Origin of the sequence: Variovorax sp. 160MFSha2.1 (assembly GCF_048305075.1) — a bacterium.
Lineage (GTDB): Bacteria > Pseudomonadota > Gammaproteobacteria > Burkholderiales > Burkholderiaceae_C > Variovorax > Variovorax guangxiensis.
Map to the genome: position 1 here is coordinate 296,148 of NZ_CP157625.1, position 14,471 is coordinate 310,618.

The following is a 14,471-nucleotide window of genomic DNA, read 5'->3' on the forward strand; positions in this document are numbered from 1 at the left end:
TCGATAAGCGGCAGGGTTTTGCTCGCTGCCATGGCTTCACGCCGCTTCCGTCAACAAGGACTGCACGGTCGCTTCGGCCTTCGTGATGGCGGCCCTGACGGCGTCCGGACCGAGCACTGTGCCTTCGATGCGCACGAGCTCGACGTTGGTCAGCCCGATGAAGCCGAGCAGGTGCAGGAGATAGTTGGTCTGAAAATCGAAGGGTGCATAAACCCCCTCGGAGAACACGCCGCCGGCAGCGGTGACCAAGTAGACCTTCTTGCCCGTCAGCAACCCCTGAGGCGCACCGGTCCCGTAGCTGAAAGTGACGCCTGGCCAAGTCACGTGGTCGAACCAAGCCTTGAGTTGCGAGGACGGACCGAAATTCATCATGCCTGAGCCGAGCACGATCACGTCGGCGCCCTGCAGTTCATCGACCAGCGTCTGGGCGTTCCCGACGGCCTCGACCTGCTGCGGGGTGCGCGCTTCGGGGGACGTGACGCGGCCTTGGATGTAGGCCGCTGTGATGTGCGGCGCCGGGTCCGCGGCAAGGTCGCGAACCGTCAGCGTAGCGCCGAGGCGGGCCTTGACGCCTTCGGCAATCTCGGTCGCGAAGCGGGTGGACAGACTGTCGGCCCCGCGAGGGCTTGAAGTGATCAATAGAACGTTGCTCATAGCATGGATCCTTGGTATTTGAGAGGAACTAGGTACCTCATAGACTCTGAATTACTAAACAATACCAAGGAGGGTAGGATTCCCGCCTGCGTTCCACAAGAAGGCACATCCATGTCACTGAGTCACACAGCCCTGCCCGCCGAACTGCCGGCCCCTGAAACCGGGGGCTGCCGCGCGACCCGCGAAATCCTGAATCGCGTAGGCGACAAATGGAGCCTCTACATCGTTGCCTCGCTTGCCAACGGAACGCGGCGCTTCAATGAGTTGCGGCGCGGGATCGACGGCATCTCCCAGCGCATGCTTACGCTGACATTGCGGGGAATGGAGCGTGATGGATTGGTTACCCGGACGATCTACCCGACCATCCCGCCACGCGTCGACTACGACCTCACCGAATTGGGTCGGACACTGTTAGAGCCGGTTATGGCGCTCGTCAACTGGGCGAACGACAACCAGTTCGCCATCGCCGAAGCACATCGCCGCTTCGACGAAGCGCCAGAGCCGGGGACCGTCCCTGCACAAGGCGTTGTCCATCGACGGCGCTAAGGCGGCGGAAACATGCGCGAACCTGCCGGCTGCTGGCTCCGCGACATGCGGCTGAACAAGGAGAAGATGAAGCCGCTGCCGGCAATCAAATCGACGGGCTTGACGTTGACGTTACGCCACGCATCTGATGAAGGCTCTCGGAGCCACCAAAGTCGTCGCCTGTACGTAGCGGCGCCACACAAAGTTCGGCGGCTGCTATGAAGGTGGCGCATTAGGTAGCTGAACGCCACTTTGTCGCCGACGCGTCTGCATTCACTCGCGCCGGCGACCGCGCCGAAGGTATCGCACCAATGCTGCCGTCCGCGAATGTCGGGAAGTGGCCGGGAGTGTCTACATCTGCTCGACCAGTTCGCAGCAACCCGTTGACGTGAATACGCGCACCCGAACGTCTGGGGGATCAACTACCGCTACCGCTGCATCCAAGGCTCCAGGCACTGAAGATGACTTCTGCGAAGCCCTGGCTATCCTCGACTACCCCTTCCAGCCGCTCGAAAGCAATACGACGTGAGGCCAGGAATTGGGCCGCATATGCGACGGCTTCAGAATTTTTCATCAGAGAACGGGGGCGAGTGTCTGGTTTTGGCCGTCAGACGTCGGCGGAGCCGAGAAGGTACACCTTCGAGCCTACGGGAAGACTGGACTTCGCGACCGCACGAGGCAAGGAAAACGGCGCGTGAACCATAGGCCGCCCTCGGTTAATCATCTCGAAGGCGACGATGTTCGTCCGAACCTGCGTGCCCTGCGGAGTCTCGATGAGGAGCTGCGCCCCAGTCTTCACGTCCTGTCCGAACGCATACGGGACGCCCGGCACGAGCACACAACCTCGGCCGCCGATATCAAACACGTCTTCGATTTCGAACAAGAACTGCATCTTGATGGTCGTTGGGGAAGAACTGGAGGGCCGAGGCGAACTTCTGCTTTTGGCCGCATTCTGCCGCAGGCGCGTTGGCGTCAGCGGGCTCATACCGGGTGTACGACGGGGACCTAAACCGGACCTTCACTGGACCATTCTCATGACCTCGCGTTGCGGGTTAAGCGGATCCCAACCCGGGTGATGCCAGAACGCTTCGAGTTGAATCTGCTCGTATAGATCAAGCTCAGAGCCGTACAGCGGGTATACGCCGGCAATGAAGCAGTCGTATTTGTTCATCCGCACAGCTTTTTGCTCTCGGTCCAGATGGGGCGGAGCAAAGATCAAGAAGGCGTCCATATCGGATTCTTCGCTGATCGAGCGCCCATATTTGATCGTGTTCCCGTAACTAAAAGGGCAGCGACCGCGAAGACGGCTTACAAGAAAGCCGATGGCGAACGGCCAGGCATGTACCAGTGACTCCATTGAGATCATTAGCTCACATCGCCCTCGCTTCCAATCGGGGTGATTGGCCAGAGACAAACCGTATGTGAATGCCGTTATGAACCCCGGCTTCGGCCAATTTTCATAGGTCAGCACCGCTACATCGGGAAGCTGCGCATCTTCCGACTGAACCATGCGTATGTCCGGCTCCAGATTTCCGGTAATGCTGGCGAGATGGGCGAGAAAGATTTCTTTGTCTGTCATTTGCTCGATGCGAGTCGCCAGTTCTGGCCGCATTCTTCCGGAGTGGTGAATGGCCGCTCCTGGCCGAATGCCGAGCTTGGAGTTCCAAACGGCTCCCGCTTCGGCGGCCGCTTGACATCCTATTCAACGCTGTACTGCTCCCGTAGTTCAGCCCATTTCAGCATGCTGTCCAATGCCGGGCACAGCTGTTGCCCCCAGGCCGTCATCCGATAGTCGACCCGGGGTGGCACTTGCGAGTGGACGGTGCGTTCAACGATGCCGTCCGCCTCAAGCTGTCGCAATTGCTGGGAGAGCATTTTCTGGGAGATACCGGTGATGCATTTCTCCAGGTCCGAGAACCGCAGCACCTTCCCACCAAAGAGGTGGAACAAGATGACGAGCTTCCAGCGCCCCTCCAGAAGGCTGAAGCAAGCCTCGACGTCGATGGCGGCAGTGAGCGGCGTGTAGGCCTTGCGCTCCGCGGCGGGCCGAGCACTAACTTTTTGGTGCGTACTTGTCATGAGGTGAGCGTAAGCCGAGCATCCGTGCATTGCAACTTGCTCACCGATTTCCATGAAAGTCCAAGCTCCTTCCGCTATCGCCCGCTACCTTGAATCTTGTGGAGTAGACGACGGGGTCTCGCTCAACGAATATTTCCACGCGGATGCCATTGTTCGAGACGAGGGCGAGACCCTCCGCGGCCTGGACGCAATCAAGGGCTGGAAGACGGCAGCTGAAGCCAGGTACCAGTATCGGCTGACGCCACTCGGCCTCTCGCGGGTAGGCGACACGTTCAAACTGCTGGCGCATCTCGAAGGCAACTTCCCCGGCAACCGAGTCGAATTGATGCACGTCTTTGGCCTCAAGGACGGCCTCATCGACTTTCTTGAAATCCGTACACCTGTCGACCTCGAGGGCCGCAGGGTGCTCGTTACGGGCGGTACCAAAGGAATTGGAGCCGCCGTGGTCGCGCAACTGAGCCAGGCTGGAGCCACGGTGTTGACCGCAGCCCGCTCCGCGCCTGCAAACCTTGGGAAAGCGGCCTTTGTGGGCGCAGACCTGTCCACTGCAACTGGCTGCGACGACGTTGTGCGCGCCGTCGAGGAACAGCTCGGCGGCGTGGACGTCGTGGTCCATGTGGCGGGCGGCTCTTCGGCACCGGCCGGCGGCTTTGCCGCGCTCGATGACGACGAATGGCAAAAGGCCCTCGCCATGAACCTCTATGCTGCCGTGCGCATTGACCGAGCCCTGCTGCCAGGCATGCTTGCCCGCGGTGTTGGCGTCATCGTTCATATCACCTCCATCCAGCGGCAGATGCCATTGCCGGAGGCGACCACCGCCTACGCGGCCGCGAAGGCCGGCCTGTCGACGTACAGCAAGAGCCTGTCCAAGGAGGTCAGTCCAAAGGGGGTGCGCGTGGTGCGCGTGGCACCCGGTTGGGTGGAGACCGAAGCTGCGGTGAGTCTTGTCGAGAGGATCGCCTCGGAGAACGGGACAGACTACGAGGGTGCACGCCGCTCCCTCATGAACTCCCTTGGCGGCATACCGCTTGGGCGTCCTGCCAAACCTCAGGAAGTCGCAGACCTGGTCGGATTCCTAGTGTCACAGCGTGCCGCCTCCATCACGGGGGTCGAGTACGTTATCGACGGGGGAACAGTCCCTGTTGTGTGAGGCATGGTGCAGCGCAGGGCCGGTCTACGCGGAGTGCGACCGGCAAGGGCCAGGAAGCCAAATGAAGCACTCGAGCTCGAATCAGAAGGTCGGGCCGAACGTCAACTTCTGCCCGGCTACGGTAGTTCGCGAGCATAACCCAAGGGCTACTCTCGCTGCGAAGCGGGCATCGCTCTCGTTGAGTGACCGATAGGTAAACGCAACGCAGACGCGGCTGGAAAGATATCCGGTCGTAGCCTGCGCCCATTTCCCCGCCGCCGAATCGTGCGATGAACTTAAGAAGTTCTGTGGAAATGTGCGACTCGAGATTTGCATTTCACGGGGCCTTGGGCGGTCTGGCGTATCCCAAGGCGTACCTGGAGAAAAGGAATAGAGAGCGAAAGCGCTCGCTCGAGCGGGCCGCGCGAGCTTTTCGATCCAGACCCAGCCCCGTCCCCAGGAAATTTCACGCCCATCGTTGCACGATCGCGATCAGCAGGAGGTGCAGTGGATAGAGAACATAGAAGATCCATCGGCTGCGTGGGACCGAAATGTCGATCTGACCCGCCCCCCAGATCAGAGGTAACGCGGCCAAGGCCGCGAAGTTGCCATTGATGATGACGAGCGAGGCCGTCGCCAGAATCCACAGCAGAAGCCGAAGACGTCCCGGGCTGCGCACGAAGGCCCAGGCGCCTAGACAGTAAAGCAGTGCTGGCCACCAGAACTCGACGATCGAGCCACCGAAGAGAAAGACGATCGCTGCGGTGCATCGGCGGAGCCGTCCGCCACGTTCGATCAGCCAGACGATCAGCACGGCCAGCAGGAGTGTGGCCAAGATATTCAAGGGCCACCAGCCCACCAGTTGAACGAAGGGCGGTGTGGCCAGCAACGCAAAGACCGCCAGTCGTTTCATGGTACGCACATGCACGCCGATCGCCAGAGAGGTGGCGTGCGCCAGATGGGCCATGAGCACGAAGCCGAAGAGCGGCATCGCCATGCGTCCGAGTGCATAGAGCGCCGGGATCGCTCCATGCAGCAGGTACTTGTTGATGTGGTCGCCTGTCATGAGCGCGAGGCCTATCCACTTGAGTGCTTCGAGAGAGCGGGCCGAGATCGACCAAGGGGATATTGCCGCCGGAAGGTTCGTTCGGGCGCGCGCGGCTGGGTTTCGTGCCATGGAGAGAGCGGGCTGGGGACGCTGGCACGTGTCAGTACCCAGGGCGCAGGTCGATGCCTTCGTCCCACGGCTTTTGCCATTCAGTGCCGTACTGTGCGGCGAGTGCCGGTGCGTTGCGCACCACCAGCACATTTTCGGCGTTGCGTTGTGCCGCCGAGGAGGTGTGGTTGAAGCTACCGGTCTGCACGAAGGTTCCATCCGCAACGATGAACTTGTTGTGCTGTTGCGCGTAGCGCGCATTCGTGCGGATCGGTACCCGTCCATCGGTCAGGAAGCGGGCAGCGGAGTAGGCCTTGGCAGCCTCGTCGGCATCGATCACCACGAACACCCGGACACCCCGGCGTTGTGCGTCGCGCAGGGCGATGGCCACGGGGCGGCTGGTGAAGCCGTAGGCCGCAACCAGGAGTGTCGAGCGGGCGTTTCGTATGGTGTCCAGCACGAGTGGCAAGGCCGAGCCGGGAATGAAGGCTGCCGTGTAGGGCACGGTCTGCGTGAGGGGCGGGGCAGGTGTTGCGAGTTGCGCAAGCCCCGTTGAGGGCGCGACACAGGTGAAGCTTGCGACGGTGGCCGCGAATTTCAGTGGCACGCTCGCGCAGAGCCTAGACACGCTCATGGCTCGGCTCCCCGCGATCGCGCGTCGGATGCAGGCGGACATGTTGCGCCGCATGACGAAGACGTCGCTCCGGAAGGTGAATGGAGCGACCCTGTGCCAATGCATCGGCCATCCGCACGCGAATCAGCTGCATCAGTCGCTGCTGTCCAGCCTGATCTGTGGTCAGGCGGTCGGCGTATTGCTCGGCCAGCCTGAGGCATTGGGTCGCCGTGCGCAGTTCCGGTTGTTCGGGCGCCGCCGCGTCGGGCTGAAGCGCTCCGGTGCGCACTTGGTGGATGAACCGTTCCATCGCCTGGATGTGATCCGGCGTTTCAATACGCCACCGGGTACGTTGCACGACGATCTTCTGCTCGCCGATCGTTTCGCCTTCCGTGTTGCGGGTCGCCACGCGAACGTTGACCGGATGGGTGCCTTGCTGCGTGAGCACGACCTGGTCGCCCATGTGCGGTTGCGAAACCGATTCAGCAAGGGCGCGTTCGAGATCGGATCCCCAGATTGTGCGGTCGCCGTCCTCCGTACGAAGCTGCACGTAGAAGGACATCCGCTCGCTCGGATCGAACCGGTACGGCGCCGGCGCGGCTGCCAGCAGGATGCCCTGCATCTGTTGCTTTGAAGAGGCGCCATCTTCGTGCGTCGTCGCTGCCTGCGGGGTTGGCTTCCGTTCGGTCTCCTGCGGGGGCTGTGAGCTCTTTAGAGTACGTTGGACCTGAAGTACTTCGGGCGGGGTTGGCTTGTAACCCTGGACCTCGATGCCGCGCAGGGTGGCTTCGCGCCACATGCTTTGCCGAAAGGACTCCGTGCCCTTGATCCTGAGCACCTGCCAGCCGCGCGCTTGGGCAATCGCCACGACCCCCTGCAGCACGGCGCGGTTTTCGGTTTGCACGCGGATGCGATCACCATCGTCGATGAAGGCCAGGGTGCGGTCGGGGAAGAAGTAGCGATCGCCGATATGCAGGTAGAGACGCTCGACGGCATCGGGCACTCTGGGGCCGCCGTGGCTCGCAGCAGGCTTGTCACCCTGGGCTTCACCGGCAAAGCCTTGTGAGGCGGTGTCCTCGATGTCCGTCGGGGACTTTTCGGGGGAGGGATCTCTGGGCATAGAAGTTGTTCCAGGCGGGCGCAGCCATGCGAGCGTGAGGTTGTCCGTCAGTCCAGGATTCGCGCCATGAACTCATCGGCGTGGCGCCGGAGTTCCCCGTCGCTGAGCTGCTCGGCGGGGATCACCACATCTCCGAAGTCGAAGGAGAAGTCGTCCAGATTCAGGTCGCCACCTGTTGTGTGGCTGGTAAAGGGTTGGACACGCCTGTCGGTTGTTCCCTGTTCGGCATCGGCCGGGGCCGCGCAGGCGGGTGTGGCGAGCTGGCCGTGTTGGCCCACGTCCAGCTTCGGGACCGATGGCGGCGGCAGCTCGCGCGCGGCAAAGAACCTGTCGCGGAAATAGAAGATGCGGCGCGCGAGCACCGGGCGCAGGCCTTCGTAGAACAGGATCATCCGATCCGGTCCCAGTTCCTTGACCTCCTGGGGCAGGAGCAGGCGACGTGCCTGTTCGCTGATGCTGACCGTCGACGCCCTGCCTGGACCGTCGGTGCCGCCCCACATCGGCCTGCTCACGGTCTTCTGGCGAACGGTACATGTTCCCAGTTCGCGCGAGATCGCTTCCGCATCCTCGTATTCCTTGGGCGGGAACACGATGCGCGCGGCCAGCATCTTGCGGATCGACTTCGCGCCCTCGCTGCCGTATTTCTCGATCAGCTGCGAGCCGGACTGCACGATGACGACGGTGCGCACGTTGTAGCCGGGCAGGAAAGCCGTGGATTCGGCGATGACGGGAATGCGACCGAGGGCGGGGAACTCATCGAGCATCAGCAAGAGCTGCAGACGAAGCTCTGGGTTGGCCTCGGGGAGTTCCCGTGTCTGCAAGCCGATGGCCTGCTGGAAGAAGAGATTGAGCAGAGGCTGCAGCCGGGCCATGTTGTCGGGATTGATCTGCACGTAGATCGAGATCGCTCGCTTGCGCAGATCCCGCAGATCGAAGTCGTTGGCCGAGGTCGCGGCATCGATCATCGGGTTGAGCCACAGGTCCAGACGGCTGGTGAAGGTCTTGCGGATGCTGGATGCTGTGGTCGGTGCCAGGTCGATCACGTCGTAGAGGCTTCGCACCGCCTCCTGCGACAAGGGGTAGCCGGCACGCTCGCATGCCTCGATCACGCGCTTCCAGTGCTTCTGGAAGCCCTCGGCATCGCTGGCCATCCCTTGACGCAGCACCTCGCCCAGGGTCCGAGTCGCGCCCTCGGTCTCGAAGAGATAGAGGGCGATGCCCAGGAACAAGGAGCGGGCCGACGAGGTCCAGAACGGATCGCCGGCGAACGGGTCGGGAAAAAGCATCGTCCCGATGCGCTGCAAGTCATCGATGCAGCGGTAGGGCGATTCGGACACATAGCCGAGTGGATTCCAGCGCGCCGAGCACTCGCGTTCCGACAGGGGGTCGAACAGATGCACCTGCTGGCCGTGCGCGGTTCGAAAACCCGCCGTGCGCATGAAATTCTCGCCTTTGATGTCGCTCACGATGGCGGAGCCGGGCCAGTTCAGCAGGTTGGGAATCACGACGCCGACGCCTTTGCCGCTGCGCGGTGGCGCCTCGAGTTCGACGCCCTGCTGGCCGGGCAGGACCAGGTAGCGATGCCCCAGGCGCCCGAGAATGATGCCGTTCTCCTTGAGAAGGCCCGCCTGTCCGATCTCGCGCCGGGTGGCGAAGCGCGCATTCCCGTGCAAGGGCCGGCGCTTGGGGCACATCGCCACACCCACCAAGCCCAGCGCCAGTGCCTGAGAGCCAGCCAACGCCATGATCAGCGTACGCCGCACATCAGGCCGCTCGCCGTGGGCCCTCCAGTAGCGGTGAAGCGTGAGCAACGGGGCTTCCTGTGTCGGCAGTCCCAAAGCCATCAGAAAGACATGGGCCGAGACATACAGGCCGACCGCCGCCGCAACCAGCAGCGCGACCGCAATCCTGAACGGGCTAGGCCAACGCTCGGAGCTTGGTGCCAGGGTCATACCAGATCTCCCGCACGATGCGCCGCTGCCGGCCGTCCTGGCGGTCTCTCGCGCATTGCACGACGATGTCCACGCTCATCTGCGCCAGCTCCACGCCCTCGCGGGTGCTCATGCCATGGCCCGCCTGGCTGCGCTTCATGAGCTGCGCCAGCGCCACGAAGGCCAGTTCGGCGCTGTCCGCGTGCACGCTGGTGATGGAGCCCGGGTGGCCGGTGTTCACGGACACCAGGTAGTCGTAGACCTCCTCGCCCGTACGCAACTCGGACACGAACACCCGGTCGGGTCGCTGTCGCTTTGCGCTGGCCAGCAACTGGCCGGGCGTGACTTCGGCCTGCCCCTGGGCGCCCTGCGAATAGAAGAGCCTCACATGGTTCGGCTGGTTGCGCAGCGAAAGCTCCTTGACATCCTCGATGGTGATGAGGCGGTCCTCGGCAGGCACCTCGAGAATCAGTGCCTTGCTGACGGTCGTCTTGCCGGACCCGGTTGCACCGGACAGGAGAATGTTCTTGCGCAGTTGGACGGCGCGGCGCAGGAACGGTGCGAACTGCATGCGCGCGAGAAGGGCCGCCAGTTCCCTGTCTTCGCCAGATCGGGCTGTGGCGTCCGATTGCCTCTCCAGCGTCGCGGGAATACAGCGTGTCGGCGCGAAGATCTGCATGCCCTCCAGGTCTTCGAGCGTCCAGAGGGCGTTGGACGGACGGCGCACAGTGATCGAAACTGTCCGCTCCAGCGTTGCGGGCGGCAGCACGACCTGGATTCGCTCGCCACCTGGCAGGGTTGCAGACAACAGGGGCTCGTTCGCCGAGACACGCTGCCTGGTGAAGTTGGCCACAAGCTTGGCGATAGCCATGCACCAGTCGAAGCTGGCGAACGGCAGTGCCTCGCGGGTCCAGCCCGATTGTCGTTCCACGAAGGCCACACCGGGCTCGTTGATGCAGATCTCGGTGACTTCGGGATCGCCAAGGAGACGGTCGAGCGGGCCCAGGAAGAGGGCGAGGGAGGAGGGCGTCTCCGCGGATGCCGCGGTCAGCGCGGACTCACGCGCCGCTTGCCCGTTTTGTGCGGCGCCGCCGCACTCCCGGTCAAGGTGTGGTGGGGGTCGCTCGAAGCGCATAGACGCTCCTGAAGTCCATGTCGCGGGCGACCAGGATCTGGATCCGCTCGCCCTGGTTCTTGATGACCGTGGGCGGGATCGCGATGGTGTTGCGCAGCACCTCCGTGATGACGTCCCGGTTGCCCTGAGGCGCCAGCACCACGCCGCTGCCGAGACGGGGACCGCGCTGCTGGTGGGCGGTGATGGCCTGCATCGTGCCGTCGATCACCGAGATCAGGATCGCAGCACCGAAACGATCCCAGAAATGGGTGTCGACGAATCCCGGGAGGCCGTTGCGTCCCAGCTCATCCGTGCCAGGTGAGGCCAACTGAACCACCACGCCAGCAGGCGTGCGGGCTTCGTTCCACACGACGAAGACCCGGCCCTGTCCCTGGCGCGGAACGCCACGCTGCTCGCCGACGTACTTCGTGCCGCGCTCCAGCAGGACGACCTTCCCGTCCGCACCGTAGATGTCGCTGCTGCCGATGCAGGTGGTCATGCCTTCGTAGGTCGAGTCGATGGCTGTTTCCAGAGTGCAATCGATGAAAGCCCCCCTGGGCAGCAGCATTCGCCGCGTGGGAAGCATCTGGGCTGCAACCGCCGGGGTGGAGGTGGAGCGAAGGCTGGTGGCGAGGCCACCGCTCCCGGTCGCTGCCGAGACAGCCTGAGGCGCCTGCAACGCCCCGATCAACTGCGCCATCCCCGGAACGCCACTGGACGCCATCGCCGGCTCTGCCGATGCCTGAGATGTCAGGGCTGCTCCTTGCGATAGCGACTGGGCGCGTCGCAGCACAGGGAGGCCCAATTGGCGCTCCAGAGCGATCTGCTCGGGCGTCTTTGGTGGTGGTCCCGCGTTGGGAGGTGTTGCCGACGGTGGTGCGGACGGGTTGACGGCCACCGGCGCCGGGCCTGGCGGCGCCCCGGGAAGGGCCAAGCGGCCCAGCGGCGGCACTTTCATCTCTCCGTCAGCGCGGGCCGCGTTCGTCTTTTGCGCGGTCTCTTCGGCATCCTTTGTTCTGGCGTACTGCGTGCTGTAGTACCAGAAAAGGAATCCAGCACCCAGAAGGATGATTGTGGCCAGCGCCAGGGATCCGCTGACCCGGGATTGGATGGAGCGCTCGCGATTGACCGAGGGGATGGTGCGCTCGCCCGGGATCGCCGCATTTCCTTCGGTTGAAGAAGAAGGCTCGCGCTGTGAACTCGAGGCACGTCGTGATGACAGGATCTCCCCGGTGTCCGGGTCGACATCAGGCACTGTGGATTCCTTCGAAGGCTCGATCCGGGCGTTGTGGGGGAAGCGTTCTGGATCGGTCATGGACCGTCTCCCGTGATGACACGCTGTACGCTGGGGGCGGTGGTGTGATTCGGCGCGCGTGCGCCACCGCCGGCGAAGGATCGATTGACGATGCAGCCGACCAGCATGCCCCGGCGCGCCACCAGGCGACGCGCGACGCGGTGGACGACGACCTCGTCTTCTTCGACATGGAAGTTCAGCAGCGATTCGGATCCGTCGTCGTTCTGAACGAAGAGCGCCGGGAATTCCGAGCGCGCCTGGAAACGCAGCCGGGTGTGCACGCCGTCGTCATAGACGCTCACAGGCCTGAGCGAATCGCTGCCGCAAAACCAGTAGTCCGTGTTGCGCGGCCGGTCGGCCGCCTCCCGTTCCAAGCGGGTCTCGGCGCGGCGATGTTCCCGAGCCGCTGCCGCCGCGCGTGCGTCGTCTTCCGGATAGACGAAGCGCACCGAATAGATCATCCGCCTGGTGGCCGCGCCGGCGGGCGCCGTCGTGGAGACGGCGTAGTCGAAGTGGTAAACCCGACGGTTGGTCAGCACGGTGAAGTTGGTGGAGGCGTGCGACTCCTTGGGCTTGATGAAGAAGTGATTGCGCTCGGTGCCGACGTCGAAGGCGCCGTTGTCGCCCGAGCCCAGGTTCACGAACTCCTCGCCCTCAGCGAACTGCAGGTGGATCTGGTAGCCGACGTAGCCCTGCAGTGTGACGACATCGTTGGCGTTGTAGGCGACCACCCGCACCCGTGCGTCGACCTTCCCGGCCGGAGGTACGGTGGCAGCCGTGACGAAGGGCGCGGCGAACACCAGGCTCACCGCAAAGCCGATCGCGCGCTGTGCGCCTTGGGGCGTCATCGTCCATCCTGCCTGCCGGATGCCACGTCCGTTGCGGTGACCTCGGGCTCGCGTCGGTACTCCACGACACGGAAGCCCAAGGGATTGAGCGAGCGCGTCTTGTTGTCCTTCGACGGGCGTACATAGGCGAACTCGATCGTGGAAACCCAGTGACTGGACTGCTCTTCCCCCGTGCCGCCCGGCCGCATGAGGCGGGTGAAGCGTACCTGCGCCAGGCGGTCCTTGCCGCTGTCCAGCTTCAGGAAGGTGATCGAGCGAACTTGCGTGCGAATGGAGGTCCCATCCTTGTAGACGTTCAGTGGTGAGACCGGGTTGTCGACGGCCCACAGGTTCGCCCATTCCTGGTTCAGTCGCGGCGAGTTCTGGGAGGCGACCAGTTCGTAGTCCGCCTCCGCGGTGCCGGAGAAGTAGCGCTCGCGCGCGAGCACATAGTTCTGCAGGAGGTTGCGGGTCACCAACGGCTCGATGTCGGCTGTTCCTTCGTAGGTCGGAACGATGTCGACGATCCCGCTGCTGCTGTCGACTCGGATCAGAACGGGGACGGGTTGCTTCAGGGGCGTGAGGCCCCCGACGGCAACGACCGCGAGGACTGCGATGACAGCCGCCACGGCGGCAACGATCCAGGCGACTCTGATAGAGCGTTCTGCTCTACGCGCGCGATCCAGTTCCCAGCTCTGGGCCTCGAGCAGGTAGGTCCGCGGCGCGGTGTCATGGGACATTGGCGGCTCCCGAGCGAAGCGCACCGACGGGCGCGTTGATCGGCGTGAGCGGGCCTTCGCATTGCGGCGGCCGGGGTGGGTGGGTGCCACATGCCGTCAGGAGTACGGTCAACAGGACAAATGCGATGGAGGGCTTCATTGCGTGCTCCACGGCTAGCGACCGCGAAGTGAGCCCGGCATGACTCGCTCCCTGGGAACAACAGTTCCGCCGCGGCGCGATGCTCCGATCTGACCGATGGAAGCGATGCCAGCGCCGGCGCGATTCCCCGCCAGGCGGCGCAGTGAATCCCATCGTCCGCCTGGTTCTCGCCGCAGGCCGTCGAGTACGCCACGGCCGAATTCGTTGCTGGTTCGCTTCGTGGTGCCGAGCCCCCATTGAAGCGCGCCGCTGATGACCCCGTAGGTACTCAGCGCGACACCGCTCGCAAGCCCGGCCGCGATCGGCATGACTTGGCGCATCACCAGGAAGACCAACGCTGAGGCGATGCAGACTCGCGCACTGGCTGCGATGGTGATTCCGGCACCTGCTGCCGCGGCACTGGCCGCGTAGGCTTTCACAATGTTGAGAAGCAACGCGGCGGCAAGTACAGTGAGCACGCCGACGAGCGCGTAGTTCGCCAACTGAGCGGTCCAGGATTCGAAGAATCGCCGGGTGGCGTCAAAGAAGAGCAGGACAATGAAGATCGGACCCAGGGCGAGCAGGACCGCAACGGCCACCTTCGAGAGACCGAGCATGAATGCCGTGACGACCACAGTCAGGCCGACCAGCAGATAGACCAGGAAGCCTGCGATGTAGAACGCGAAGTCGCGATCAAACACGCTCCCTTTATTGAGAAGCTGCTCGGCAACTGACGTTCCGTCAAGCCAGACCTGATCAATCACATTCACGACGGTTGGCTCCCCAACGGCAGATGCCGCCAGCTGCTCGGGCGCGCGATAGAACGTATCCGTGATGACCTGGTTGTAGGTCCACAAACGAAGGCCTACGCCCAGAACGATTGCGATGGTGAGGATGCGTTTGACGCCCTCCCAGATGGGCTCTTGGATTCGCCCGGCGAGGCTGAGGCAGCCCCAGATCATCACGTAGATGGTCGCAAGCGTCACGGCCGCAGGCTCGATGGCGGACGCGACCCGCGTCGAGTGCAAACCAACGTAGTTAGCAAGCTGGCCGTCGAGCCACGAGAAGAATTGCGCAAAGAAGCCCATGATCAATCTCACTACTGAGCAACAGCCTCTGGTACGAGGACCGGCTTCAGCTCGCGCGTGTTGCTGATTCCTTCTGACTTTCG

Annotated in this window: 15 protein-coding genes; 2 read left to right on the forward strand and 13 right to left on the reverse strand. The window is 63.4% G+C overall.

Annotation, left to right across the window (positions count from 1 at the left end):
- Positions 1 to 36: 36 nt before the first annotated feature.
- Complete coding sequence (locus tag ABL838_RS32880; RefSeq protein ID WP_418125946.1) at positions 37 to 654, reverse strand: FMN-dependent NADH-azoreductase; 618 nt, start codon at positions 652 to 654, stop codon at positions 37 to 39.
- A 111-nt stretch (positions 655 to 765) separates the two neighbouring features.
- Here ABL838_RS32880 and ABL838_RS32885 point away from each other — a divergent pair, with 111 nt between their 5' ends.
- Positions 766 to 1,200 carry a winged helix-turn-helix transcriptional regulator gene (locus ABL838_RS32885; protein WP_418125947.1) on the forward strand — a complete coding sequence of 145 codons (435 nt, stop codon included), beginning with the start codon at positions 766 to 768 and terminating at the stop codon, positions 1,198 to 1,200.
- 586 nt (positions 1,201 to 1,786) lie between these two features.
- On the opposite strand, the gene ABL838_RS32890 is transcribed toward ABL838_RS32885, so the two are convergent.
- From ABL838_RS32890 to ABL838_RS32900, 3 genes are all read right to left on the reverse strand, one after another.
- Positions 1,787 to 2,071: a hypothetical protein gene (locus ABL838_RS32890; RefSeq protein WP_418125948.1), complete on the reverse strand. Its 285-nt coding sequence runs from the start codon at positions 2,069 to 2,071 to the stop codon at positions 1,787 to 1,789.
- Between the two features lie 126 nt (positions 2,072 to 2,197).
- Positions 2,198 to 2,758: a suppressor of fused domain protein gene (locus ABL838_RS32895; protein WP_418125949.1), complete on the reverse strand. Its 561-nt coding sequence runs from the start codon at positions 2,756 to 2,758 to the stop codon at positions 2,198 to 2,200.
- Positions 2,759 to 2,877: 119 nt separating this feature from the next.
- Positions 2,878 to 3,258 carry a winged helix-turn-helix transcriptional regulator gene (locus tag ABL838_RS32900; RefSeq protein ID WP_418126545.1) on the reverse strand — a complete coding sequence of 127 codons (381 nt, stop codon included), beginning with the start codon at positions 3,256 to 3,258 and terminating at the stop codon, positions 2,878 to 2,880.
- 325 nt (positions 3,259 to 3,583) lie between these two features.
- On the opposite strand from ABL838_RS32900, the gene ABL838_RS32905 reads away from it, so the two are divergent.
- Entirely contained in the window at positions 3,584 to 4,408 is an 825-nt protein-coding gene (locus ABL838_RS32905; RefSeq protein WP_418126547.1) for an SDR family oxidoreductase, read from the forward strand.
- Between the two features lie 445 nt (positions 4,409 to 4,853).
- Here the strand turns inward: ABL838_RS32905 and ABL838_RS32910 are convergent, their stop codons facing one another.
- The 9 genes from ABL838_RS32910 to ABL838_RS32950 form a co-directional block, all read right to left on the reverse strand.
- Positions 4,854 to 5,453, reverse strand: a complete 600-nt coding sequence (locus tag ABL838_RS32910) for a TraX family protein (RefSeq protein ID WP_418125950.1) — start codon at positions 5,451 to 5,453, stop codon at positions 4,854 to 4,856.
- Positions 5,454 to 5,595: 142 nt separating this feature from the next.
- Complete coding sequence (locus tag ABL838_RS32915; protein ID WP_418125951.1) at positions 5,596 to 6,177, reverse strand: phospholipase D family protein; 582 nt, start codon at positions 6,175 to 6,177, stop codon at positions 5,596 to 5,598.
- On the reverse strand, positions 6,164 to 7,276 hold the full coding sequence (locus tag ABL838_RS32920; RefSeq protein ID WP_418125952.1) for an LPD7 domain-containing protein: 1,113 nt from the start codon (positions 7,274 to 7,276) through the stop codon (positions 6,164 to 6,166). Before ABL838_RS32920 ends, ABL838_RS32915 begins: the two co-directional genes overlap by 14 nt.
- Positions 7,277 to 7,323: 47 nt before the next feature.
- Positions 7,324 to 9,228 (reverse strand): type IV secretory system conjugative DNA transfer family protein, encoded by a 1,905-nt coding sequence (locus tag ABL838_RS32925; RefSeq protein ID WP_418125953.1) that lies wholly within the window; start codon positions 9,226 to 9,228, stop codon positions 7,324 to 7,326.
- On the reverse strand, positions 9,194 to 10,342 hold the full coding sequence (virB11, locus tag ABL838_RS32930) for a P-type DNA transfer ATPase VirB11 (protein WP_418125954.1): 1,149 nt from the start codon (positions 10,340 to 10,342) through the stop codon (positions 9,194 to 9,196). Before virB11 ends, ABL838_RS32925 begins: the two co-directional genes overlap by 35 nt.
- Positions 10,311 to 11,636 carry a type IV secretion system protein VirB10 gene (virB10, locus tag ABL838_RS32935; protein WP_418125955.1) on the reverse strand — a complete coding sequence of 442 codons (1,326 nt, stop codon included), beginning with the start codon at positions 11,634 to 11,636 and terminating at the stop codon, positions 10,311 to 10,313. The genes virB11 and virB10 overlap by 32 nt, the downstream gene beginning before the upstream one ends.
- Positions 11,633 to 12,463 (reverse strand): TrbG/VirB9 family P-type conjugative transfer protein, encoded by an 831-nt coding sequence (locus ABL838_RS32940; protein ID WP_418125956.1) that lies wholly within the window; start codon positions 12,461 to 12,463, stop codon positions 11,633 to 11,635. Before ABL838_RS32940 ends, virB10 begins: the two co-directional genes overlap by 4 nt.
- Positions 12,460 to 13,182, reverse strand: a complete 723-nt coding sequence (locus tag ABL838_RS32945; RefSeq protein ID WP_418125957.1) for a virB8 family protein — start codon at positions 13,180 to 13,182, stop codon at positions 12,460 to 12,462. Before ABL838_RS32945 ends, ABL838_RS32940 begins: the two co-directional genes overlap by 4 nt.
- A gap of 153 nt (positions 13,183 to 13,335) precedes the next feature.
- A complete protein-coding gene (locus ABL838_RS32950) occupies positions 13,336 to 14,388 on the reverse strand; it encodes a type IV secretion system protein (RefSeq protein ID WP_418125958.1) in 1,053 nt (350 codons plus the stop codon).
- Between the last annotated feature and the right edge of the window lie 83 nt (positions 14,389 to 14,471).

Bases quoted from the DNA above. Each gene is read 5' to 3' on its own strand.
- ABL838_RS32950 (WP_418125958.1), bottom strand. From the start codon at position 14,388: ATGGGCTTCTTTGCGCAATTCTTCTCGTGGCTCGACGGCCAGCTTGCT.
- ABL838_RS32900 (WP_418126545.1), bottom strand. From the start codon at position 3,258: ATGACAAGTACGCACCAAAAAGTTAGTGCTCGGCCCGCCGCGGAGCGC.
- ABL838_RS32910 (WP_418125950.1), bottom strand. From the start codon at position 5,453: ATGACAGGCGACCACATCAACAAGTACCTGCTGCATGGAGCGATCCCG.
- ABL838_RS32905 (WP_418126547.1), top strand. From the start codon at position 3,584: ATGCACGTCTTTGGCCTCAAGGACGGCCTCATCGACTTTCTTGAAATC.
- ABL838_RS32940 (WP_418125956.1), bottom strand. From the start codon at position 12,463: ATGACGCCCCAAGGCGCACAGCGCGCGATCGGCTTTGCGGTGAGCCTG.
- virB10 (WP_418125955.1), bottom strand. From the start codon at position 11,636: ATGACCGATCCAGAACGCTTCCCCCACAACGCCCGGATCGAGCCTTCG.
- ABL838_RS32920 (WP_418125952.1), bottom strand. From the start codon at position 7,276: ATGCCCAGAGATCCCTCCCCCGAAAAGTCCCCGACGGACATCGAGGAC.
- ABL838_RS32885 (WP_418125947.1), top strand. From the start codon at position 766: ATGTCACTGAGTCACACAGCCCTGCCCGCCGAACTGCCGGCCCCTGAA.
- ABL838_RS32880 (WP_418125946.1), bottom strand. From the start codon at position 654: ATGAGCAACGTTCTATTGATCACTTCAAGCCCTCGCGGGGCCGACAGT.
- virB11 (WP_418125954.1), bottom strand. From the start codon at position 10,342: ATGCGCTTCGAGCGACCCCCACCACACCTTGACCGGGAGTGCGGCGGC.
- ABL838_RS32925 (WP_418125953.1), bottom strand. From the start codon at position 9,228: ATGACCCTGGCACCAAGCTCCGAGCGTTGGCCTAGCCCGTTCAGGATT.
- ABL838_RS32915 (WP_418125951.1), bottom strand. From the start codon at position 6,177: ATGAGCGTGTCTAGGCTCTGCGCGAGCGTGCCACTGAAATTCGCGGCC.
- ABL838_RS32945 (WP_418125957.1), bottom strand. From the start codon at position 13,182: ATGTCCCATGACACCGCGCCGCGGACCTACCTGCTCGAGGCCCAGAGC.
- ABL838_RS32895 (WP_418125949.1), bottom strand. From the start codon at position 2,758: ATGACAGACAAAGAAATCTTTCTCGCCCATCTCGCCAGCATTACCGGA.
- ABL838_RS32890 (WP_418125948.1), bottom strand. From the start codon at position 2,071: ATGCAGTTCTTGTTCGAAATCGAAGACGTGTTTGATATCGGCGGCCGA.